This window comes from Streptomyces sp. NPDC001222 (assembly GCF_042896945.1).
GTDB lineage: Bacteria > Actinomycetota > Actinomycetes > Streptomycetales > Streptomycetaceae > Streptomyces > Streptomyces gibsoniae.
The window spans coordinates 119,798-140,737 of record NZ_JBIAXT010000016.1 but is presented as its reverse complement, the minus strand read 5'-3'; the positions used below and the strand labels follow the sequence as shown (position 1 = coordinate 140,737).

Sequence of the window (20,940 nt, the reverse complement as noted above, 5' to 3'; positions counted from 1 at the left end):
CCGCCCGGCGCCGGCCGCCGCGCCCGCACGCGGGGTGGCACAGCCCGCACCGCGGTGGCACCCCTCGGCACCCGCTGGGCCACCGTCCCTGACGCCCTGGTGACGTCGGCGCGGATCCCGGAAACAATCAAGGAATGACCGACGACGTCTTACGCCTGAGCGGCGAGCGGATCCATCACCTGCTGGACACCGACCGGGCGATCCGCTCCCAGCGCGCGGCCTTCACCGCCCTCGGGGACGGCACCGCCGAACTCCCCGGCAAGATCATGCACCCCAGCCGCCACGACGACAGCGTCGTCTTCTCCTATGTCGCCCGCCTCTCCGCGGACATCGGACCGGTCGCCAAGTTCGGCAGCGTGAACCCGGGCAACGCGGCCGCCGGGCTGCCGACGATCCACGCGCTGATCAACGCCCTCGACCCGGTGACGGGACAACTGGTCGCCGTCCTGGACGGCACCGCGGTGACCACCCTGCGCACCGCCGCCGGCGCCGTGGCCTTCGATGTCCTCGCCACCCCCGACAGCACGGAACCCGGCCTGCTCGGCGCCGGCACCCAGGCGCTCGCCCACGCACGGGCCGTCGCCCGGGTGCGCCCCCTGCGCTCCGTGCGCGTCTGGAGCCCCACGCCCGACCGGCGCGCACGGGCTGCCCGCACCCTCGCCGCCGAACTCGGCATCCCCGTCAAGGCGGTGGACACGGCGCACGAGGCCGCGACCGGGCTGCCGATGGTCGCCGTCTGCACCCTCAGCCGCACTCCCGTCCTGCGCGGTGCCTGGCTCACCCCCGGATGCACGGTCGTCAGCGTCGGGTCCTTCGAGCCCACCCGCAGCGAGGTCGACCCCGAGACGGTACGCCGGGCCGCTGCCGTCCTCGTGGACGACCCGGACACGGCCCGGGTCCACGCGGGCCCGGTCGTGTCCGCGCTGCGCGACCGGCTGCTCGTCCCGGAGGACCTGATCCCGCTGGGCGGTGTGGTCACCGGCCGGCGGGAGGCGCGCAGAAGCACCGACGACATCGTGCTCCACCTCAGCGTCGGGGTCGGAGTCCAGGACGCGGCGGCGGCCTGGGCCGTGATCGACGCCGCCCGCGGAAAGGAGTCCCCCCGATGACCCTGCGTGCGAGTGTCGTCGTCATCGGCGGCGGGGTGATGGGCACCAGCGCCGCCTACCATCTGGCCCACGCGGGCGTCCCCGACGTCGTCCTGGTCGAGCGCGACGAACTCGCCGCCGGTTCCACCTCACGGGCCGCCGGCGGCGTACGGGCGCAGTTCTCCGACGAACTCAACATCCGGCTCGGGGCGCGCAGTCTGGAAGCGTTCGCCCGGTTCGCCGAGGAGCCGGGGCAGGACATCGGGCTGCACCGGGTGGGCTATCTGTTCCTGCTCTCCACCCCCGAGGAGGTCGCCTCCTTCGAGGCCGGGGTGCGGCTGCAGAACTCGCTCGGTGTGCCGAGCCGCATGATCGACCCGGCCGAGGCGCGGCAGCTGTCGCCGCTCATCACCACGGACGGGCTGCTGGCCGCCGCGTACTCTCCCGACGACGGGCACTGCACCCCCGAGTCGGTGGTGCGGGGCTACGCGGCGGGGGCCCGCCGGCACGGCGCGCGGATCCTGCGGCACTGCGCGGCCACCGGCATCGAACTGCACGGCGACACCATCACCGCCGTCGTCACCGAGCAAGGCCGTATCGAGACCGACACCGTGATCTGCGCCGCGGGCGCCTGGTCACGGGCTGTGGCCGCCATGGTGGGGGTCGACCTGCCGGTGGAGCCGCTGCGCCGCCAGATCGCCGTCACCGAGGCGGTCCCGGCCCTGCCGCCCGGACTGCCCATGACCATCGACTTCACCACCAGCTTCTACTTCCACACGGAGGGCCCGGGACTCCTCGTCGGCATGTCCGACCCCGACGAGCGGCCCGGATTCGCCACCGAGACCCACGACCGCTGGATCCCACGGCTGTACGCGGCGATGGAGCAGCGGGCGCCCGCACTGCTCGACCTGCGCCGCACCGGCGGCTGGGCGGGCCTGTACGAGATCACTCCCGACCACAACGCGCTGATCGGCGAGGCGAGTTCGCCCTCCCGCTTTCTGTACGCCACCGGGTTCTCCGGCCATGGTTTCCTCCAAGGGCCCGCGGTCGGCGAGGTCCTACGGGATCTCTACCTCGGCCGCGTACCCTTCGTCGACGTCAGTCCCCTGAGCGTCGAACGGTTCGCCGCCGACGCTCCGCGTCCGGAGGTCAACCTCGTATGACCGCACTCCATCTGTGGCTCCGCCACGAGACCCGTCCCACCGAGCGACGCACCCCCCTCGTGCCGTCCGACGCCCGACGGCTCGTCGACGCGGGAGTGACCGTCACGGTCGAGGACTCACCGCAGCGGGTGTTCCCGGCCAAGGAGTACGAGGCGGTGGGCTGCCGTCTCGCCGAGCCCGGGTCCTGGGTGACGGCACCGCGGGACGCCGTGATCCTCGGCCTCAAGGAACTTCCGGACCAGCCGCCGGAACTGATCCATCGGCATGTCTTCTTCGGGCACGCCTACAAGGGCCAGCCGGGTGCCGCGGCCCTGCTGCGCCGCTTCCGCGCGGGCGGCGGAACACTGCTCGACCTGGAGTACCTGGTGGACGACACCGGGCGCCGGCTCGTCGCGTTCGGGTTCTGGGCCGGGTACGTGGGTGCCGCCCTCGCCCTGCTGCACCACCGCGACCGGCTGGCCGCCCCGCTGCGGCCCACCGCGAAGGAGGAGCTGGACGAGCGGCTGCGCGCGGTCGCGGGCGAGGCGCGGGCCCTGGTGATCGGCGCGCTGGGACGCAGCGGGCGCGGCGCGCGGACCGCGCTCATGGTGGCCGGGGTCGATCCCACCTGCTGGGATCTGGCCGAGACCCGGGATCTGGACCGCCCGGCCCTGCTGGACCACGAGCTGATGGTCAACACCGTGCTCACCACCAGGCCGGTGCCGCCGTTCCTGACGGACAAGGATCTCGACGACCCCGGCCGACGGCTGCGCACCGTGTGCGACGTGACGGCCGACGTGGGGTCGCCGCTGAACCTCCTGCCCGTCTACGACACCCCGACCGACTGGGAACACCCGGTCCGCAGGCTGCGCGAGGGGCCCGGCCTCGACCTCATCGCGATCGACAACCTGCCGTCCCTGCTGCCGCTGGAGGCGAGCACGGACTTCTCCGCGGGGCTGACCCCGCTGCTGGCGGACTTCGAGGTGGGCGGTGCCTGGGGGCGCTGCCGGGAACGATTCGATACGGCGGTCCGGGAACTCCGGTCCGGGGAAGGGGAGTCGAGCGATGTCTGAGCCCACCAAGGCGCCGGTCCCGGCGAGCGGCACGGTGCACTGGATCGGCGCGGGCCTGTCCACGGGCAGCGGGCTCGCGACGGTCTGCGACACCGCCGCACGGGTCCGGCTGTGGCACCGGACCGAGGAGCGCGCCGCGGAGGCCCTGGCCGGGCTGGGGCTCGCGGGACGTGCCGAGCCGCGTGCGTTCACCCTGCCCGCGCTGGCGGCGGAGGTGTCGCCGGGCGATGTGGTCGTCTCCATGCTCCCGGCCCCCGAACACGTGGCCCTGCTGCGCGTCTGCGTCGAGCGGCGGGCCCACTTCGCCTGCTCCAGCTATGTCTCCGACGCGGTCCTCGGCCTGGTGCCCGAGGCCGCCTCGGCCGGACTCGTGGTGCTGACCGAGGCGGGCCTGGACCCCGGCATCGACCACCTCTTCGCGCACAGCCTGATCGCCCACGCCGAGGAGGAGATCGGCACCGGCACCCCCGCGGAGGTGCGCCTCACCTCGTACTGCGGCGGCATCCCGGCGGTCCCGAACGACTTCCGGTACCGCTTCAGCTGGGCACCCCTCGGCGTCCTCAACGCGCTGCGCTCACCGGCGCGTTACATCGAGGACGGCACCGAGACCACCGCGGCCCGGCCCTGGGAGGCGACCCGCCCCCATGTCATCGACGGCGAGACCTTCGAGGTCTACCCGAACCGCGACAGCGTGCCCTTCGTCGCCCAGTACGGACTGCCGGCCGCCTGGAAGCCGATGACCTTCGTCCGCGGCACCCTGCGCCTGGACGGCTGGCTGCGCGCCTGGGACCGGGTGTTCGAGGAGCTGAAGGCGGGCGACGACGCGACGATCGCGGCCCTGGCCGGCGAACTCGCGGCCGCGTACCCCACCACGGACGAGGACCGCGACCGGGTGGTCCTCGCCGTGTCCCTGGAGGTACGGGCCGGCTCGGGTGAGACCTGGTCGGGCCGCTACCTCCTGGACCTCGAGGGAACGAAGGAGGAGAGCGCGATGGCCCGCTGTGTCTCCCGCCCGCTGGCCCTGGGCGTACGCCGGATCCTCGCCGACGCCCTGCCCGCGGGGCTCAACCGGGCGGCCGAGACGGCCCCGCGGTCCGAGGAGTGGCTCGCGGAACTGGCCGGGGAAGGGCTGGAGTTCAGCTTGACGGTCGGCGCTTGAGCGGCCGGTGGAGGGGCGGCCGGCTCGCCGCCCCTCGCCCCGGCCGGTCGGGCGCCGGGCGCGGTCAGCCCGTCAACGCCTCGTGCACCAGCCGCTTCAGCTCCGGGTAGACCGTGTGCGAGCCCGTCGGCCGCAGCTGGGTCAGGAACTGGACCGTCAGGTCGTGCTCCGGGTCGATCCAGAAGGTGGTGGTGGCCACTCCGCTCCAGCCGAACGAGCCCCGGACCGTGGGCGACCGGGTGACCGCGGGATCCGTGACGACGGAGACGCCGAGCCCGAACCCGAGGCCCGCCTTGCCGGGTTCGCGATGCACCGGGCTGCCGTAGGAGTGCAGGTCGGTGCCGTCGGGGAGATGGTTGGAGGTCATGGCGGCGACCGTGTCGGCGCTCAGCAGCCGGGTGCCGTCCAGTTCACCGCGGCGGCGGAGGAACTCCATGAAGCGGTGGTAGTCGTGTGCCGACGCGACCATGCCACCGCTGCCGGAGAGCAGCTGCGGCCGGCCGCGCACGGGCAGCCCCGGCACCGGGGTGATCCCGCCCTCCTGCGTCTCGCCGTACAGCTCCGCGAGCCGTGCCACCTGATCCTCGGTGACCCACAGGCCCGCGTCCACCATGCCCAGCGGGGTGAAGATCCGTTCGGCGAGGAAGGCGGCCAGGTCCTGGCCCGAGGCCACCTCCACGAGCCGGCCGAGCACGTTGGTCGCCACCGAGTAGTTCCACTGGGTGCCCGGCTCGAACTGCAGCGGCAGCCGCGCGTAAGCCTCACAGGTCTCGGCGAGATCCGTCCCGGGCACCACGGACGACTCGATGCCCGCCTCCCGGTACAGGGCGTCCACGGGATGCGCGTGGTAGAAGCCGAACGTCAGCCCTGCCGTATGGGTGAGCAGATGACGGACCAGGATGGGCCCCTCGGCGGGGCGCGTCCGCAGATCCGGGCCGGAGCCGTCGACGTGGACGCGCGGCTCGGCGAAGGCCGGCAGGAAGTCCGCGACGGGCGTGTCGAGCCCGAAGCGGCCCTCCTCCATGAGGATCAGCGCGGCGACCGAGGTGACCGGCTTGGTCATCGAGTACATCCGCCACAGCGTGCCGGTCTCGACCGGCAGCCCTTTCCGCACATCGCGGTGTCCGTACAGGGTGAGGTGCGCGGTGCGGCCGTGTCGTGAGACGGCCACCAGGAAGCCGGGCAGCCTCCCGGCGTCGACCTGGTGCGCGAAGTGCTGGTCGAGGCGGGCCAGCGCCTGCGGGTCGAGACCGACCTCTCCCGGCTCCACCTCTTGACGCAGCTGTCCCATCGTTCTCCTCCGGTCTGTCCCGGTGTCGTCCCGGGTTTCCGGCTCCAACATGTCACGGCCCCCCACGGATCCGGGCCGATCCCCGGGCCGCTGCGATCCGGATCACGACGGAGGGCGCACCGGGGAATGCGCGGGTCGGCCGGGGAAGTTGACCCGGGTATGACTCAGGACGCCACGCAGAACGCGCTGCTCGCACTGCTCTCCGAGGGTCACGGCGGGGTGCTGGTCACCCTCAAGCGCGACGGCCGGCCCCAGCTGTCGAACGTCAGCCACGCCTACGATCCCGAGGAACACATCATCCGGGTCTCGCTCACGGACGACCGCGCCAAGACCCGCAATCTGCGCCGGGACCCTCGGGCCTCGTACCACGTGACCAGCCCCGACCGGTGGGCGTACACGGTCGCCGAGGGCACCGCCGAGCTGTCGCCTGTCGCGCTGGACCCGTACGACCCCACGGTGGAGGAGCTGGTGCGGCTCTACCGCGACATCACCGGCGAGCACCCCGACTGGGACGACTACCGCGCCGCCATGGTCCGCGACCGCCGCCTGGTCCTGCGCCTGCGCGTCGATCGTGCCTACGGCATCCCCCGGGGCTAGTGCTGCGACCGGAAAGGCTCACCGGCTCGCGACTCCCCCAGCCTGGCGGCCGGCAGGTGCCTCCGGGTACGGCACCCCGCAGCGTTGTCGCATCGCCCGAGTACATCCGGTGCGCGGGCGATGCACCGCTCTGCGAGGCTCCCCCGTTGCCTAAAAGGCGTGGGGGCACCCCCGGCACCGGACGCCGCGAGCTTTCCGGCAGACCTTCCCGGCCACAGCACTAGACGGAACTCTCCAGGCCGCCGCCCACAGGCCCGGATCCGAGGGGCGCGTTCTCGGTGCGGGCCTCGATCGCCCGTAGGACGGCCACCATGTCCTCGGACCCGTGCCCCAGCGTCACGGTCTCGTCGAAGAGGACGTGGCAGACGTCGAGGAGCGGTGAGGCGAGTCCCGCCGCACGGGCGGCCTCGGCGACCAGCCGGTTGTTCTTCAGGACGTCATGGGCCGCCGCCTGCACGGCGAAGTCGCGCTCCAGCAGCTTGGGCGCCTTCATCCGGGAGACCCCGCTGGCCATGGGCCCCGCGTCCAGGACGTCCAGGAAGAGCTTGCGATCCAGACCGTGCCGGTCGGCGAAGTGGTAGGCCTCCGACAGCCCTGTCACCAGGGTGATCAGGAACAGATTCACCGACAGCTTCATCACCAGGGCGTTCGGCGCCGCGCCGCAGACGAACGTCTCGCGGCACAGGGGCGCGAGCAGTGGCCGTACGACGTCCACCGCCGCCGCGTCCCCGGCCAGCATCGCCACCAGCTGCCCGTTCTCCGCCGGGACGCGTGATCCCGAGACGGGCGCCTCCACATAGCGCCCGCCCGCGGCCCGCACCTCGGCGTCCAGATCCCGGGAGTATCCGGGCGAGGTCGTGCCCATGTGCACGACGACGCGTCCGGCGACGCGCGCGGCGAAGTCCGGGGTGCCGCGGCCCAGCGTGGCGTCGATCGCGAGATCGTCGGCGAGCATGAGGATCACGATCTCCGCCCGCGCGAACACCTCGGCGGGATCCGCCGCCACCTCGGCGCCGGCCGCGCGCAGCGGTTCGGTGCGCGCCGGGGTGCGGTTCCACACCACCAGGGGAGTGCCGGACCGGGCCAGGCGCAGTGCCATGGGCTGCCCCATGACCCCGAGACCGATGAAGCCGATGTACACGATGGACCGCCTTCCGCTCCGGACCCCCGGCCTATGACAGCGGTCATAGTAGCCAGGTTTATGACGCCGGTCATAGGGTGAGTGGGAAACACGGTGTCCAGCCCGGGAGGTCGACGATGGCGGCGTCCGAGCGCGGGCCGCGGGAGCGGATGGTCTTCAGCGCGGCCCAGCTGATCCGGCGCGACGGCGTCACGGCGACCGGTATGCGCGATGTCGCCGCCCATGCGGGGGCTCCGCGCGGCTCGCTCCAGCACTACTTCCCCGGTGGCAAGGAGCAGCTCGTCAACGAGGCAGTGGACTGGGCCGGCCGGTACGCGGCCCGGCGTGTCGGGCGCTTCCTCGCCCAGCTGCCCGAGCCGACGCCGAGCGGCCTGTTCGCCGCGATGGTGCGGCAGTGGACGGACGAGTACGACTCGTCGGGGTTCGCCGGGGGCTGCCCGGTCGCCGCGGCGACCGTGGACTGTGCCCAGACCGCCGACTCCACCCGGACGGCGGCCGCGGCGGCGTTCGCCCGCTGGATCCGGCCGGTGGCCGACGCCCTCGCGGACATGGGCGTCCCGGCGGACCGGACCGAGCCGCTCGCCACGCTCATGATCAGCGCGCTGGAGGGGGCTCTCCTGATCGCCCGCACCGAGCGGGACGTACGCGCCCTGACGACCGTCGCACGGGAACTGGGGCCCCTGCTCGACGCGAGCGTCCTACCGACGGCATCGTCCGGCTGACGCGGTCCTATGCCCTGCGACGCAGGACGCATGGCCGATGGCCCGGCGATCACCGCGCTCCCAGGGCCTGTCGTCGAACTCGCGTCGTCGCCCGGAGGGCGGCCCTGCGGCGTCAGGTGCGTGCTCTGGGGGTACCCCCTGCTCGAAGAGCTCGGGGGAGTGCCGGGTGGAAGCCCGTACTGGGGGTGCGTGGGGTTTCGCCCGGTGCGGCGGTGGGGGCACCGCCCGCGCGAGCGAAGCCGAGCGTGGGGGAGCGTGCCTGGCGTCGCGGGGCAGGCGGGAGTTTGACGGCAGGCCCTAGGCTGCCGAAGGGGCCCGCTCGCCGTGCGCACCCCCGGCGACCCGCCGTTCGCATCCCCGTAAGGAACCGTCATGCCCTTCGACGCCCGCAGTCACCTCAGGATCGCCCGTCCCTCCCGGGACCTGGCCGCGGCCGAGCGGTTCTGGGCCGAAGGGCTCGGGCTGTCGGTGGTGTACCGGGCCGAGGCGGGCCCGGAGCGGGGTGAGCACGACCTGCTCATGCTCGGCCTGCCCGAGGCGGGCTGGCATCTGGAACTCGTCCAGGAGGCAGGCCGGCCGGTCGAGCCCCGTCCCACCGAGGAGGACCTTCTCGTCCTCTACCTCGACGAGCCGGTCCCCGACGAACTCGTCGCCCGGCTGGAGGCGCAGGGCGGCAGGCGGGTGCTCTCGCCCAACCCGTACTGGAACGAGTGGGGCGTCACGATCGAGGACCCCGACGGCTACCGGCTGGTGCTCTGCCGACGTAGCTGGTCCAACGCATAGGTACGGCGCGCCGCGCCAGGCGGGACCCCGTTCTGCCGTTACCCTCCGGCCGTGATCAATGGGGCGCACATCGTGCTGTACTCCCGCGACGCCGAGGCGGACCGCGGCTTCTTCCGGGACGTCCTCGGCTGGCCGCACGTCGACGCGGGCCATGGCTGGCTCGTCTTCGAGGCACCGCCCGCCGAACTGGCCTTCCATCCGACCGAGGGCGGGCCCACGCACGAGCTGATGCTGATGTGCGACGACCTCGATGCCACGATGGCCGAACTCACCGCGAAGGGAGTCCGGTTCACTCAGCCGGTCACCGAGGCGCGCTGGGGCAGGGTCACCGCCTTCCGGCTGCCCGGCGGCGGAGACATCGGCCTCTACCAACCCCTCCATCCGCGGGCGCACGGCCGCTGACCACAGGTTCTTCCGGGACCGGGGACGGGCCGACTCCGCTCGCCGTGCTGAGGTGGTGGCGCGGTGCCTGGTGGCGGAACTGGTAGACGGGCGGGGCCCACCGCCCTCACCCCCCTCATCACGGTGAACGCGGCGACACTTGCCGGGCGTTGGCGGCAACTGACCGTTGCTGAGGCGACGGGTGCGGCCGGTGCGCGGTCGCGTTGTGGGACTGTCCGTACTGTCAGGCCGCTGCGCCCCGCGTTGTCCGAAGGCCCCGGGTCAGGAGCACTCCTCCGCCGCGCCCCGGCGTTCCGGCTGTCCCTGGAATCGGCCGGTGATGCCAGCGCCGGGAGACAGACGCAGCCGGCGGATCGGCGCGACGGCGATGAGGGCGGCGGCACAGCCCAGGCCGACCACCGCGGCGACCAGCAACGGAGGGCGCACGCCGAACGCGGTGCCGACGGGCCCGGACAGGGTCTGACCGAGGGGGACGGCGAGGATGGAACCGGCGACCTCGTAGGCGGCCACCCGGCCCAGCCGGTCCTCCGGGATCTGGGTCTGCACCGCGGTGGCCCACTGGACGCCCCAGAAGGCCCAGCCGATCCCGCTCACCCCGTAGCCCAGCATGAGCAGCGGCAGCGCGGGGACCAGCGCCGCGGCGAGCGGCATGAGCGGGAACAGGAACATCGCGAGCCCGCCGCCGAACAGCGGACGGGACGGACGGATCCGCAGCGCGACCAGCCCGCCGAGGACACAGCCGGCCCCGAACGCGCCCTCGGCGTAGCCGAACGCGGCCTTTCCGTGCGCGGCGATGACGGAGGCCGCGCCGAGCGGGGTGAGCGGCCCCCAGACGAAGATGCCGAGCACCCACCAGATCAGAATGACGCCCCACAGCCAGGACCGGGAGCGGAACTCCTCCCAGCCCGCGCGCAGATTGCCCAGCGTGGAGGCCGACCGGTCCACCGTGAACGGTGGGAGCCGCAGGGCCATGAGACAGATCCCGCTGACCGCGAAGGTGGCGGCGTCGACCGCGAACACCCAGGCGGCCGAGGCGGAGGCGACGAGCAGCCCGGCGAGCGTGGGCCCGGCCATCGTGGCGATGCCCTGGCTCACCCGCAGCACTCCGTTGGCCTGCCGAGGATCGGCGGCGACCTGCGGCACCAGACTGGTGAGGCCCGGCTGGAACATCGCCGTCGCCGTCCCGCCGAGCAGTGACCCGGCGATGACGAACCACAGCGGCGGATGCCCGAGGCCGAGGCCGACCGCGAGCGACCCCTGGATCAGACATCGCACCACGTCCGCGCCGATCATCATGGGCCTGGGGTGGAACCGGTCCGCGAACACCCCGCCGAACACGACGAAGAGAGCGAACGCCCCCATCCAGGCTCCGAGCGCGAACCCGACCGCACTCACTCCGTACCCGAGCGAGAGCATGGCCACGGCCATCGCGACCGGGATCATCGTGTCGCCGAGCATCGACACGATGCGGGCGGTGAAGTAGAGGGTGAAGTTACGGGTCCACAGGCGGGTGGGCGCGAAGAAGGACACGCTCATGATCGGTCATGGTGACGGCGGGGCGGGCAGGTTGCAAGGTCTAGACCACAACTCATCGGGCCGGTGGGTCACTTCGTCCCGTCCCGCTCACTCCGCGCCCGCCCCCCCGGTTCACTCCGCGCCCGCCCCCCCCGGTTCACTCCGCGCCCGCCCCGTCCGTTCACTCCGCGCCCGCCCCGTCCGTTCACTCCGCGCCCGCCGCGTCCCACAGCTCCGCGTGCCGTCGGTGCGCGTCCGTCAGCCGTGGCGGAAGTACCGCTCGTAGTACTCGTCCTCCACATGGTGGGCCTGGAGCCATCCTTGGCTCCCGGCAACCACAACGGCCCTGGCGACGTTGGCCGAGAACGGACTGGTTCCGCTTCGACGAGAAGGCCCGGGTCACACCGTGCGCGCACGCGGCGATCGCCGCGACACGGTGTGACCCGGGCCCCAGTGGTCCGGCAGTGCCTGCCGGTACCCGCGTACGACCTAGAGGTCGAACTCGTGCGGCGGCAGGTCGAGCGCGAAGCACGCCTCCCGGACCACCGCCTGCTCGTCCTTGTCGAAGTTACCGTCGGCACCCCCGATGACGATGCCGATCTGGATCACGGCGCGGGCCTCGGCGGGCTTCTTCTTCGCCTTGCCGATCTCCTGCAGCACGCTGACCTTGCCGAAGTCGAAGTCGGTGGTCAGCTTGTTCAGATTGTCCTCGAAGCGACGGCGCAGGTCGTCGGCCGGGAAGTTCTGCAACACCTCGTTCGTGGCGATGAGCTGGGCGACGCGCTGGCGCTCGGAGGGGTCCACGGTCCCGTCCGCCGCGGCGACGAGAGCGCACATGGCCATGCTCGCGTCGCGGAACGCACCGCTCTTCAGATCGTTCTTCTTTGCCACGAGCTGGGTCTGCATCGTCGAGGCGGATTCCTTGATGCGGTCCCACAGGGCCATGGAGAACTCCCTACGTCGTCGAGGCCGGCCCGTCCCGGTGGACGGGCCGTGACCTCTCGTTTCTACGGCGACGTAGGAGGAAACTGATGGGATGCCGCAGAAGTTCCGCGTGCGTTCCACTCCGCGATCACTGGCCAGTCGTGCTCGGTGGAGAGCCGGCTGACCGTCGCCGTCTCCAGCCGCAGCAGCCGCCCCTCGGCGGCCGACAGGCCCAGATATCGGGCGGCCAGGACACGCAGGAAGTGACCGTGGGCCACGAGCATCACATCACCCTGGGCGAGCGCGGGCGCGACACGGGCCAGCACCCGATCCGCGCGCGCCGCCACCTCGTCGGGCGACTCGCCCGGATGTCCGTCCGGGCCGGGCGGCGTGCCGTCGGTCCACAGACACCACTCCGGCCGCGTGCGGTGTATCTCGACCGTGGTGACGCCCTCGTAGCCGCCGTAGTCCCACTCGTGCAGATCGGGGTCCGGTACGGCGCCGAACAGTCCGGCCAGTTCCGCCGTGCGGACCGCCCGGGCGAGCGGGCTGGTGAGGGTGAGGGCGAAGGTGCGTCCGGCGAGCAACGGGGCGAGGGACTTGGCCTGTTCCTCGCCCCGCTGGGTGAGGGGCAGATCGGTCCAGCTGGTGTGCTGTCCCGATCTGCTCCACTCGGTTTCGCCGTGGCGGACCAACAGGAGGTCGCCCATGGCTGGTTACTCCTTCGCCGACTCGACCGCGTGGCCGCCGAACTGGTTGCGCAGCGCCGCGATCATCTTCATCTGCGGGGAGTCGTCCTGACGGGAGCTGAACCGCGCGAACAGCGAGGCGGTGATGGCCGGCAGCGGCACCGCGTTGTCGATGGCGGCCTCCACGGTCCAGCGGCCCTCGCCGGAGTCCTCGGCGTAGCCGCGCAGCTTGTCCAGGTGCTCGTCCTCGTCGAGGGCGTTGACCGCGAGGTCCAGCAGCCAGGAGCGGATGACCGTGCCCTCCTGCCAGGAGCGGAAGACCTCGCGGACGTTCTCCACCGACTTGACCTTCTCCAGCAGCTCCCAGCCCTCGGCGTACGCCTGCATCATCGCGTACTCGATGCCGTTGTGGACCATCTTGGAGAAGTGCCCGGCGCCGACCCGGCCGGCGTGGACGTACCCGTACGGGCCCTCGGGCTTGAGTGCCTCGAAGATCGGCTGGAGGCGCTCGACGTGCTCCTTGTCGCCGCCGACCATCAGGGCGTAGCCGTTCTCCAGGCCCCAGACACCGCCGGAGACGCCCGCGTCGACGAAACCGATGCCCTTGATGCCGAGTTCGGTGGCGTGCTTCTCGTCGTCGGTCCAGCGGGAGTTGCCGCCGTCGACCACGACGTCGCCGGGCGACAGCAGGTCCTTGAGCTCGTCGATGACGGACTGGGTGGGGGAGCCGGCCGGGACCATCACCCAGATCACGCGCGGGGCTTCGAGCTTCTCGACCAGTTCGGGCAGGTGCTTGACATCGGAGACGTCCGGGGTGCGGTCGTAGCCGACGACGGTGTGGCCCGCGCGGCGGATCCGCTCGCGCATGTTGCCGCCCATCTTGCCGAGGCCGATGAGTCCGATCTGCATGTCAGTTCACTTCTTCCTGAGCGTACGGTATGCGGCCACGAGAGCAGTGGTGGAGGGGTCGAGGCCGGGCACCTCGGCGCCCTGGGTGAGAGCCGGTTCGACGCGCTTGGCGAGGACCTTGCCCAGCTCGACACCCCACTGGTCGAAGGAGTCGATGTTCCAGATCGCGCCCTGGACGAACACCTTGTGCTCATAGAGGGCGATGAGCTGGCCCAGCGCCGAGGGGGTCAGCTCGGTGGCGAGGATCGTGGTGGTGGGGCGATTGCCCTTGAACGTCCTGTGCGGCACCAGCTCCTCCGGGACACCCTCGGCGCGCACCTCGTCCGGGGTCTTGCCGAAGGCCAGCGCCTGCGTCTGCGCGAAGAAGTTCGCCATCAGCAGGTCGTGCTGGGCCTCGAGGTCACCGCTCAGCTCGTCGACGGGCCGGGCGAAGCCGATGAAGTCCGCCGGGATGAGCTTGGTGCCCTGGTGGATGAGCTGGTAGTAGGCGTGCTGGCCGTTGGTGCCGGGGGTGCCCCACACCACCGGGCCGGTCTGCCACTCCACCGGGTGCCCGTCGCGGTCCACCGACTTGCCGTCGGACTCCATGTCCAACTGCTGGAGATAGGCGGTGAACTTGGACAGGTAGTGGCTGTACGGCAGCACCGCGTGGGTCTGGGCGTCGAAGAAGTTGTTGTACCAGACACCCAGCAGGCCCAGCAGCAGCGGCGCGTTGGCCTCGGCGGGAGCGTTCTTGAAGTGCTCGTCCACGAGACGGAAACCGTCGAGCATCTCCCGGAAGCGGTCCGGGCCGATGGCGATCATCAGGGAAAGCCCGATCGCCGAGTCGTAGGAGTAGCGGCCGCCGACCCAGTCCCAGAACTCGAACATGTTGTCGGGGTCGATACCGAACTCGGTGACCTTCCCGGCGTTCGTGGACAGCGCCACGAAGTGCTTCGCGACCGCCTTGTGGTCGCCTTCCAGGCCGTCGAGCAGCCAGGAGCGGGCCGAGGTCGCGTTCGTGATCGTCTCGATCGTGGTGAACGTCTTGGACGCGACGATGAACAGCGTCTCCGCCGGGTCCAGGTCCCGGACCGCCTCGTGCAGATCGGCCCCGTCGACGTTGGAGACGAAGCGGAACGTCACATCACGTGCGGTGTACGGGCGCAGCGCCTCGTACGCCATCGCCGGGCCCAGGTCCGAGCCGCCGATGCCGATGTTGACGACGTTCCTGATGCGCTTGCCGGTGTGGCCCGTCCACTCGCCCGAACGGACCCGGTCCGCGAACGCGGCCATCCTGTCGAGGACCGCGTGGACCTTGGCCACCACGTTCTCGCCGTCGACCTCGATCACCGCGTCCCGCGAGGCGCGCAGCGCGGTGTGCAGCACGGCCCGGCGCTCGGTGACATTGATCCTCTCGCCGCGGAACATGGCGTCCCTGAGGCGGAACACGTCGGTGGCGGTGGCCAGTTCCTGGAGCAGGGCGAGGGTCTCGTCGGTGATCAGGTGCTTGGAGTAGTCGATGAGCAGATCGCCGACCCGCACCGTGTAGCGCTCGGCCCGCCCCGGGTCCTGCTCGAAGAGGGCGCGCAGGTCGGGGTGGAGGAGCGGGCCCCCGCGATGGTCCTCCAGGGCCGTCCACTCGGGGCGTCGGGTGAGCCTGGGGCTGTCAGTCATGGCTGGCGTTCTCCTTGGCGGCCTCGCCGCGCAGGGCGATGGCGTACATCTCGTCCGCGTCGAGGCGGCGCAGCTCCTCGGCGATCAGTTCGGAGGTGGGGCGCACCTTCAGCGCGAGCGTGCGCGAGGGCTGTCCCGGCAGGGTCAGGGTGGCCAGCGGGCCGTCGGGGCGGTCGATGACGATCTCGCCCTTCTCGGTGCCCAGCCGCACGGTCGTGATGACCGGTCCGGCGGTGACGATCCGCTCCACCGGCACCCTGAGCCGGCTGCCCAGCCAGCGGGCCAGCAGCTCGGAGCTGGGGTTCTCGGCCTCGCTCTCGATCGCCGCGTAGGTCACCTTGGTCCGCGCCTGGTCCAGGGCGGCGGCCAGCATCGACCGCCAGAGGGTGAGCCGGGTCCAGGCCAGGTCGGTGTCGCCGGGCGCGTAGGAGGCGACGCGCGCCTTCAGGGCTTCGAGCGGGTGCTCCACGGCGTACATGTCGGTGATCCGGCGCTGCGCGAGGGCGCCCAGCGGGTCCCGCGCGGGGTTGTCCGGCGCGTCCACCGGCCACCACACGACGACCGGAGCGTCGGGCAGCAGCAGGGGCAGGACCACCGAGTCGGCGTGGTCGGACACCTCGCCGTACAGCCGCAGCACGACCGTCTCGCCGGTGCCCGCCTCCGAGCCCACCCGGATCTCGGCGTCGAGCCGGGAGGCGGTGCGGTCCCGGGGGGTGCGGGCGTGCCGCTTGATGACCACGAGGGTGCGCGAGGGGTGCTCACGCGAGGCGTCCTCGGCCGCCTTGACCGAGTCGTAGGCGTTCTCCTCGTCGGTCACGATGACCATGGTCAGCACCATGCCCACGGCGGGAGTGCCGATGGCGCGGCGGCCCTGCACCAGCGCCTTGTTGATCTTGCTTGCCGTGGTGTCGGTCAGGTCGATCTTCATGGCCTGCGCCAGCTCCGTCCGTCTCGTGCGAGCATCTCGTCGGCTTCCTTCGGACCCCAGGTGCCCGAGGGGTACTGTGCGGGCTTGCCGTGCTTGTCCCAGTACTCCTCGATGGGGTCGAGGATCTTCCAGGACTCCTCCACCTCCTCGGTACGGGGGAAGAGGTTGGCGTCGCCCAGCAGTACGTCCAGGATCAGCCGTTCGTACGCCTCCGGGCTGGACTCCGTGAACGACTCGCCGTAGGCGAAGTCCATGGACACGTCCCGGATCTCCATCGAGGTACCCGGCACCTTCGAACCGAAGCGCACGGTCATGCCCTCGTCCGGTTGCACCCGGATGACGATCGCGTTCTGCCCGAGTTCCTCGGTGGCGGTGGTGTCGAAGGGGGAGTGCGGCGCGCGCTGGAAGACGACCGCGATCTCGGTGACCCGGCGGCCCAGCCGCTTGCCGGTACGCAGATAGAAGGGGACGCCCGCCCAGCGGCGGTTGTCGATCTCCAGCTTGACCGCCGCGTAGGTGTCGGTCTTCGACTGCGGGTCGATGCCCTCCTCCTGGAGGTACCCGACGACCTTCTCGCCGCCCTGCCAGCCGTCCGCGTACTGGCCGCGCACGGTGTGCAGGCCGAGTTCCTCCGGCAGCCGCACCGACTTCAGCACCTTCAGCTTCTCGGTGAGCAGCGCCTCCGCGTCGAAGGCGATGGGCTCCTCCATGGCCGTCAGCGCCATCAGCTGGAGCAGGTGGTTCTGGATGACGTCACGGGCGGCGCCGATGCCGTCGTAGTAGCCCGCCCGGCCGCCGATACCGATGTCCTCCGCCATCGTGATCTGGACGTGGTCGACGTACGACCTGTTCCAGATCGGCTCGTACATCTGGTTGGCGAAGCGGAGCGCCAGGATGTTCTGGACGGTCTCCTTGCCAAGGTAGTGGTCGATGCGGAACACCTGGTCCGGCTCGAACACGTCGTGCACGATCGCGTTCAGCTCGCGGGCGCTGGCCAGGTCGTGGCCGAACGGCTTCTCGATGACCGCGCGTCGCCAGGACCCCTCCGGGGCGTCCGCCAGCCCATGCTTCTTCAGCTGCTGGACGACCTTCGGGAAGAACTTCGGCGGTACCGAGAGATAGAACGCGTAGTTGCCGCTGGTGCCCCGGGAGGCGTCCAACTCGTCGACGGCGGCGCGCAGTTGCTTGAACGCGGTGTCGTCGTCGAAGTTGCCGGGGACGAACCGCATCCCCTCGGCGAGCTGCTGCCACACCTCCTCGCGGAACTCCGTGCGGGCGTGCTCGCGCACGGCGTCGTGCACCACCTGGGCGAAGTCCTGGTCGGCCCAGTCGCGACGGGCGAACCCGACCAGCGAGAAGCCCGGCGGCAGCAGACCACGGTTGGCGAGGTCGTAGACGGCCGGCATCAGCTTCTTGCGGGACAGGTCACCGGTGACGCCGAAGATGACCAGACCGGACGGACCGGCCACCCGGGGCAGCCTGCGGTCGCGGGGGTCGCGCAGGGGGTTGTCCCAGGCGGCCACCGGGACAGGTCCGCCGGCCTTCTCGGCCGGGGCGGCGGTCTTCTCGGCCGCCGCGGCCGCCTCGGCGTTCCTCACGGCCGAGGACGCCTTCGTCTCGCGACGCTGCTTGCTCATGCTGCGTCAACCCCCTTGCTGCTCAGCGATGTCGTGACGGCGTCCAGCAGGTCCTGCCAGGCCACCTCGAACTTGGCGACGCCCTCGTCCTCGAGCTGCTTGACGACCTCGTCGTACGAGATGCCGAGCCGCTCCACGGCCGCGAGATCCGCGCGGGCCTGCGCATAGCCGCCGGTCACCGTGTCGCCCTGGATGTCGCCGTGGTCGGCGGTGGCGTCGAGGGTCGCCTCCGGCATGGTGTTCACCGTGCCCGGCGCGACCAGTTCGTCGACGTACAGCGTGTCCTTGTACGCCGGGTCCTTCACTCCGGTCGAGGCCCACAGCGGGCGCTGCTTGTTGGCGCCGGCCCCGGCCAGGGCGAGCCAGCGCTCACCGGCGAAGACCTCCTCGTACGCCTCGTAGGCGAGTCGCGCGTTGGCGAGCGCCGCCCGGCCCTTGAGCGCGAGCGCCTCGTCCGTGCCCAGCTTCGTCAGGCGCTTGTCGACCTCGCTGTCGACGCGGGAGACGAAGAAGGAGGCCACGGAGTGGATGGCGGACAGGTCCAGCCCGGCGGCCCTGGCCTTCTCCAGGCCTGCCAGATAGGCGTCCATGACCTGGCGGTAGCGCTCCAGCGAGAAGATCAGCGTCACATTGACGCTGATGCCCTGCCCGATGACCTCGGTGATGGCGGGCAGACCGGCCTCGGTCGCCGGGATCTTGATCATCACGTTGGGGCGGTCGACGAGCCAGGCGAGCTGCCTGGCCTCCGCGACGGTCGCCCGGGTGCGGTGGGCGAGCCGCGGGTCGACCTCGATGGAGACCCGGCCGTCCCGGCCGTCCGTCGCGTCGTACACGGGCCGCAGTATGTCAGCGGCGGCACGGACGTCGGCGGTGGTCATCATGCGGACGGCCTCCTCGACCGTCACGCCGCGCTCCGCCAGGTCGGCGAGCTGCTCCTCGTAGCCCTCCCCGGAGCCGATGGCCGCCTGGAAGATGGAGGGGTTGGTGGTGACACCCACCACGTGCTTCGTGGCGAGGAGTTCGGCGAGATTGCCGGAGGCGATGCGCTTGCGGGACAGGTCGTCCAGCCAGATCGACACGCCCGCGTCGGACAGGCGCTGCAGAGGCTCCGCGGCTGCGGTTGCTTCGGTCACTGTGATCATCTTCCTTCGTGCGATCGGATCAACCGCGAACGGCGGCGAGGGATTCCCGCGCGGCGGCGGCCACGTTGTCGGCCGTGAAGCCGAACTCTGCGAACAAGGTCTTGGCGTCGGCGGAGGCACCGAAGTGCTCCAGGGAGACGATGCGTCCACGGTCACCGACGTAGCGGTACCAGGTCAGGGCGATACCCGCCTCGACCGCCACGCGCGCCTTCACGGACGGCGGAAGGACGTGCGCGCGGTACTCGGCGGACTGCTCCTCGAACCACTCCACGGACGGCATCGACACCACCCGGGTGCCCACGCCCTCGGCCTCCAGTTGTTCGCGCGCGGCGACCGCGAGCTGCACCTCGGAGCCGGTGGCGAGGAGGATCACGTCCGGGGTGCCGGTGGAGGACTCCCGCAGGATGTAACCGCCCTTGGCCGCCTCGGGGTTGGGAGCGTACGTCGGCACACCCTGCCGGGTGAGCGCGAGACCGTGCGGGGCCGGGGCGGTGGAGTGCCGGCGGAGGATCTCGGCCCAGGCGATCGCGGTCTCGTTGGCGTCGGCCGGACGGACGATGTTCAGGCCCGGGATGGCGCGCAGGCTGGCCAGGTGCTCGACGGGCTGGTGGGTCGGGCCGTCCTCGCCCAGGCCGATGGAGTCGTGCGTCCACACATAGGTGACGGGGAGCTGCATCAGGGCCGACAGGCGCACGGCGTTGCGCATGTAGTCGGAGAAGACGAGGAAGGTGCCGCCGTAGATACGGGTGTTGCCGTGCAGGGCGATGCCGTTCATCTCCGCGGCCATGGAGTGCTCGCGGATACCGAAGTGGACCGTGCGCCCGTACGGGTTCGCCTCCGGCAGCGGGTTGCCCTTGGGGAGGAAGGAGCTGTTCTTGTCGATGGTGGTGTTGTTCGAGCCGGCCAGGTCGGCCGAGCCGCCCCACAGCTCGGGCAGGACCGCGCCGAGCGCCTGCAGCACCTTGCCGGAGGCGGCACGGGTGGCCACCGCCTTGCCCTCCTCGAAGACCGGCAGCGCGTCCTCCCAGCCCTCCGGGAGCTGACCGGCCACGACACGGTCGAGCAGCTTCGCGCGCTCCGGCTGGACCGTGCGCCACTCGGCGATCCGCTTGTCCCAGGCGGCGTGCGCCTCGGCACCGCGGTCGAGGGCCCGGCGGGCGTGGGCGAGGACCTCGTCGGACACCTCGAAGGTCTTCTCGGGGTCGAAGCCGAGGATGCGCTTGGTCGCCGCGACCTCGTCCTCGCCCAGCGCCGAGCCGTGCGAGGCCTCGGTGTTCCGGGCGTTCGGGGCGGGCCAGGCGATGATCGTGCGCATGGCGATGATCGAGGGGCGCCCGGTCTCGGCCTGCGCCGCCTTGAGCGCCGCGTACAGCGCGTGGACGTCGATGTCACCGCTCTCCGCGGGCTCGATGCGCTGGACGTGCCAGCCGTAGGCCTCGTACCGCTTGAGTACGTCCTCGGAGAAGGCGGTCGCGGTGTCGCCCTCGATGGAGATGTGGTTGTCGTCGTAGACGAAGACCAGGTTGCCGAGCTTCTGATGGCCGGCGAGCGAGGACGCCTCGGCGGAGATGCCCTCCTCCAGGTCGCCGTCGGAGACGATCGCCCAGATCGTGTGGTCGAAGGGGGAGGTGCCCTCGGGGGCCTCGGGGTCGAACAGGCCGCGTTCGTAGCGGGCGGCCATCGCCATGCCCACCGCGTTGGCCACGCCCTGGCCCAGGGGGCCCGTGGTGGTCTCGACACCGGCCGTGTGGCCGTACTCGGGGTGACCAGGCGTCTTGGAACCGTGCGTGCGGAACGCCTTCAGGTCGTCCAGCTCCAGCTCGTAGCCGGCGAGGAAGAGCTGGGTGTAGAGAGTGAGCGAGGTGTGCCCGGGGGAGAGTACGAAGCGGTCACGGCCGGTCCACTCGGGGTCCGCCGGGTCGTGCCTCATCACCTTTTGAAAGATCGTGTACGCGGCGGGCGCCAGGCTCATCGCGGTGCCCGGGTGGCCATTACCGACCTTCTGTACGGCGTCGGCGGCCAGAACACGGGCTGTGTCGGCGGCTCGCCGGTCGAGGTCGGTCCATTCGAATCCGTCTGCGCTCAGCGCACTCATCTTCAAGAAGTCCTCACTGGATGCATGATCTCTGGCGGAACGTCGTC

19 protein-coding genes are annotated in these 20,940 nt (G+C 71.4%); 8 read left to right on the top strand and 11 right to left on the bottom strand.

The features are described 5' to 3' along the window. The first annotated feature begins 134 nt into the window (after positions 1–134). From ACFY2Z_RS22355 to ACFY2Z_RS22340, 4 genes are read left to right on the top strand one after another with little or no spacing between them, the layout of a single operon-like run. Positions 135–1,109, top strand: a complete 975-nt coding sequence (locus ACFY2Z_RS22355; protein WP_390745849.1) for an ornithine cyclodeaminase family protein — start codon at positions 135–137, stop codon at positions 1,107–1,109. Beyond that, a complete protein-coding gene (locus ACFY2Z_RS22350; RefSeq protein ID WP_390745848.1) occupies positions 1,106–2,251 on the top strand; it encodes an NAD(P)/FAD-dependent oxidoreductase in 1,146 nt (381 codons plus the stop codon). Before ACFY2Z_RS22355 ends, ACFY2Z_RS22350 begins: the two co-directional genes overlap by 4 nt. Then, positions 2,248–3,303 carry a saccharopine dehydrogenase gene (locus tag ACFY2Z_RS22345; protein ID WP_390745847.1) on the top strand — a complete coding sequence of 352 codons (1,056 nt, stop codon included), beginning with the start codon at positions 2,248–2,250 and terminating at the stop codon, positions 3,301–3,303. The genes ACFY2Z_RS22350 and ACFY2Z_RS22345 overlap by 4 nt, the downstream gene beginning before the upstream one ends. Continuing rightward, on the top strand, positions 3,296–4,462 hold the full coding sequence (locus tag ACFY2Z_RS22340; protein WP_390745846.1) for a saccharopine dehydrogenase family protein: 1,167 nt from the start codon (positions 3,296–3,298) through the stop codon (positions 4,460–4,462). The genes ACFY2Z_RS22345 and ACFY2Z_RS22340 overlap by 8 nt, the downstream gene beginning before the upstream one ends. Positions 4,463–4,526: 64 nt before the next feature. Here ACFY2Z_RS22340 and ACFY2Z_RS22335 read toward each other — a convergent pair whose 3' ends face one another. Beyond that, positions 4,527–5,753 (bottom strand): serine hydrolase domain-containing protein, encoded by a 1,227-nt coding sequence (locus ACFY2Z_RS22335; RefSeq protein ID WP_390745845.1) that lies wholly within the window; start codon positions 5,751–5,753, stop codon positions 4,527–4,529. 159 nt (positions 5,754–5,912) lie between these two features. On the opposite strand from ACFY2Z_RS22335, the gene ACFY2Z_RS22330 reads away from it, so the two are divergent. Beyond that, positions 5,913–6,350, top strand: coding sequence for a PPOX class F420-dependent oxidoreductase (locus ACFY2Z_RS22330; protein WP_390745844.1), 438 nt, complete (start codon positions 5,913–5,915; stop codon positions 6,348–6,350). 220 nt (positions 6,351–6,570) lie between these two features. Here ACFY2Z_RS22330 and ACFY2Z_RS22325 read toward each other — a convergent pair whose 3' ends face one another. Continuing rightward, a complete protein-coding gene (locus tag ACFY2Z_RS22325; protein ID WP_390745843.1) occupies positions 6,571–7,491 on the bottom strand; it encodes an NAD(P)-dependent oxidoreductase in 921 nt (306 codons plus the stop codon). A 116-nt stretch (positions 7,492–7,607) separates the two neighbouring features. Here ACFY2Z_RS22325 and ACFY2Z_RS22320 point away from each other — a divergent pair, with 116 nt between their 5' ends. The 3 genes from ACFY2Z_RS22320 to ACFY2Z_RS22310 all read left to right on the top strand — a co-directional run bounded on the left by ACFY2Z_RS22320 (position 7,608) and on the right by ACFY2Z_RS22310 (position 9,398). Beyond that, positions 7,608–8,213 (top strand): TetR/AcrR family transcriptional regulator, encoded by a 606-nt coding sequence (locus ACFY2Z_RS22320; protein WP_390745842.1) that lies wholly within the window; start codon positions 7,608–7,610, stop codon positions 8,211–8,213. Between the two features lie 372 nt (positions 8,214–8,585). Continuing rightward, positions 8,586–8,996 carry a VOC family protein gene (locus ACFY2Z_RS22315; RefSeq protein ID WP_390745841.1) on the top strand — a complete coding sequence of 137 codons (411 nt, stop codon included), beginning with the start codon at positions 8,586–8,588 and terminating at the stop codon, positions 8,994–8,996. A gap of 51 nt (positions 8,997–9,047) precedes the next feature. Further along, entirely contained in the window at positions 9,048–9,398 is a 351-nt protein-coding gene (locus ACFY2Z_RS22310; protein WP_390745840.1) for a VOC family protein, read from the top strand. A gap of 261 nt (positions 9,399–9,659) precedes the next feature. Here ACFY2Z_RS22310 and ACFY2Z_RS22305 read toward each other — a convergent pair whose 3' ends face one another. The 9 genes from ACFY2Z_RS22305 to tkt form a co-directional block, all read right to left on the bottom strand. Beyond that, positions 9,660–10,934, bottom strand: a complete 1,275-nt coding sequence (locus ACFY2Z_RS22305) for an MFS transporter (RefSeq protein WP_390745839.1) — start codon at positions 10,932–10,934, stop codon at positions 9,660–9,662. Between the two features lie 468 nt (positions 10,935–11,402). Then, positions 11,403–11,858 (bottom strand): TerB family tellurite resistance protein, encoded by a 456-nt coding sequence (locus ACFY2Z_RS22300; RefSeq protein WP_311694037.1) that lies wholly within the window; start codon positions 11,856–11,858, stop codon positions 11,403–11,405. Positions 11,859–11,920: 62 nt separating this feature from the next. After that, a complete protein-coding gene (locus ACFY2Z_RS22295; RefSeq protein ID WP_390745838.1) occupies positions 11,921–12,547 on the bottom strand; it encodes a histidine phosphatase family protein in 627 nt (208 codons plus the stop codon). Positions 12,548–12,553: 6 nt separating this feature from the next. After that, positions 12,554–13,435, bottom strand: coding sequence for a phosphogluconate dehydrogenase (NAD(+)-dependent, decarboxylating) (gnd, locus tag ACFY2Z_RS22290; protein WP_390745837.1), 882 nt, complete (start codon positions 13,433–13,435; stop codon positions 12,554–12,556). A 6-nt stretch (positions 13,436–13,441) separates the two neighbouring features. Then, positions 13,442–15,091: a glucose-6-phosphate isomerase gene (pgi, locus tag ACFY2Z_RS22285; RefSeq protein WP_390745836.1), complete on the bottom strand. Its 1,650-nt coding sequence runs from the start codon at positions 15,089–15,091 to the stop codon at positions 13,442–13,444. Further along, complete coding sequence (opcA, locus tag ACFY2Z_RS22280; RefSeq protein ID WP_390745835.1) at positions 15,084–16,019, bottom strand: glucose-6-phosphate dehydrogenase assembly protein OpcA; 936 nt, start codon at positions 16,017–16,019, stop codon at positions 15,084–15,086. The genes pgi and opcA overlap by 8 nt, the downstream gene beginning before the upstream one ends. Further along, positions 16,016–17,656 carry a glucose-6-phosphate dehydrogenase gene (zwf, locus tag ACFY2Z_RS22275; RefSeq protein WP_390745834.1) on the bottom strand — a complete coding sequence of 547 codons (1,641 nt, stop codon included), beginning with the start codon at positions 17,654–17,656 and terminating at the stop codon, positions 16,016–16,018. Before zwf ends, opcA begins: the two co-directional genes overlap by 4 nt. Further along, positions 17,653–18,798, bottom strand: coding sequence for a transaldolase (gene tal, locus ACFY2Z_RS22270; RefSeq protein ID WP_390745833.1), 1,146 nt, complete (start codon positions 18,796–18,798; stop codon positions 17,653–17,655). Before tal ends, zwf begins: the two co-directional genes overlap by 4 nt. A gap of 19 nt (positions 18,799–18,817) precedes the next feature. Beyond that, positions 18,818–20,893, bottom strand: a complete 2,076-nt coding sequence (gene tkt / locus ACFY2Z_RS22265; protein WP_390745832.1) for a transketolase — start codon at positions 20,891–20,893, stop codon at positions 18,818–18,820. Between the last annotated feature and the right edge of the window lie 47 nt (positions 20,894–20,940).

Coding starts and splice junctions, on each gene's coding strand:
- ACFY2Z_RS22355 (WP_390745849.1), top strand. CDS start 135: ATGACCGACGACGTCTTACGCCTGAGCGGCGAGCGGATCCATCACCTG.
- ACFY2Z_RS22350 (WP_390745848.1), top strand. CDS start 1,106: ATGACCCTGCGTGCGAGTGTCGTCGTCATCGGCGGCGGGGTGATGGGC.
- ACFY2Z_RS22345 (WP_390745847.1), top strand. CDS start 2,248: ATGACCGCACTCCATCTGTGGCTCCGCCACGAGACCCGTCCCACCGAG.
- ACFY2Z_RS22340 (WP_390745846.1), top strand. CDS start 3,296: ATGTCTGAGCCCACCAAGGCGCCGGTCCCGGCGAGCGGCACGGTGCAC.
- ACFY2Z_RS22335 (WP_390745845.1), bottom strand. CDS start 5,753: ATGGGACAGCTGCGTCAAGAGGTGGAGCCGGGAGAGGTCGGTCTCGAC.
- ACFY2Z_RS22330 (WP_390745844.1), top strand. CDS start 5,913: ATGACTCAGGACGCCACGCAGAACGCGCTGCTCGCACTGCTCTCCGAG.
- ACFY2Z_RS22320 (WP_390745842.1), top strand. CDS start 7,608: ATGGCGGCGTCCGAGCGCGGGCCGCGGGAGCGGATGGTCTTCAGCGCG.
- ACFY2Z_RS22315 (WP_390745841.1), top strand. CDS start 8,586: ATGCCCTTCGACGCCCGCAGTCACCTCAGGATCGCCCGTCCCTCCCGG.
- ACFY2Z_RS22305 (WP_390745839.1), bottom strand. CDS start 10,934: ATGAGCGTGTCCTTCTTCGCGCCCACCCGCCTGTGGACCCGTAACTTC.
- ACFY2Z_RS22300 (WP_311694037.1), bottom strand. CDS start 11,858: ATGGCCCTGTGGGACCGCATCAAGGAATCCGCCTCGACGATGCAGACC.
- ACFY2Z_RS22295 (WP_390745838.1), bottom strand. CDS start 12,547: ATGGGCGACCTCCTGTTGGTCCGCCACGGCGAAACCGAGTGGAGCAGA.
- gnd (WP_390745837.1), bottom strand. CDS start 13,435: ATGCAGATCGGACTCATCGGCCTCGGCAAGATGGGCGGCAACATGCGC.
- pgi (WP_390745836.1), bottom strand. CDS start 15,091: ATGACTGACAGCCCCAGGCTCACCCGACGCCCCGAGTGGACGGCCCTG.
- opcA (WP_390745835.1), bottom strand. CDS start 16,019: ATGAAGATCGACCTGACCGACACCACGGCAAGCAAGATCAACAAGGCG.
- zwf (WP_390745834.1), bottom strand. CDS start 17,656: ATGAGCAAGCAGCGTCGCGAGACGAAGGCGTCCTCGGCCGTGAGGAAC.
- tal (WP_390745833.1), bottom strand. CDS start 18,798: ATGATCACAGTGACCGAAGCAACCGCAGCCGCGGAGCCTCTGCAGCGC.
- tkt (WP_390745832.1), bottom strand. CDS start 20,893: ATGAGTGCGCTGAGCGCAGACGGATTCGAATGGACCGACCTCGACCGG.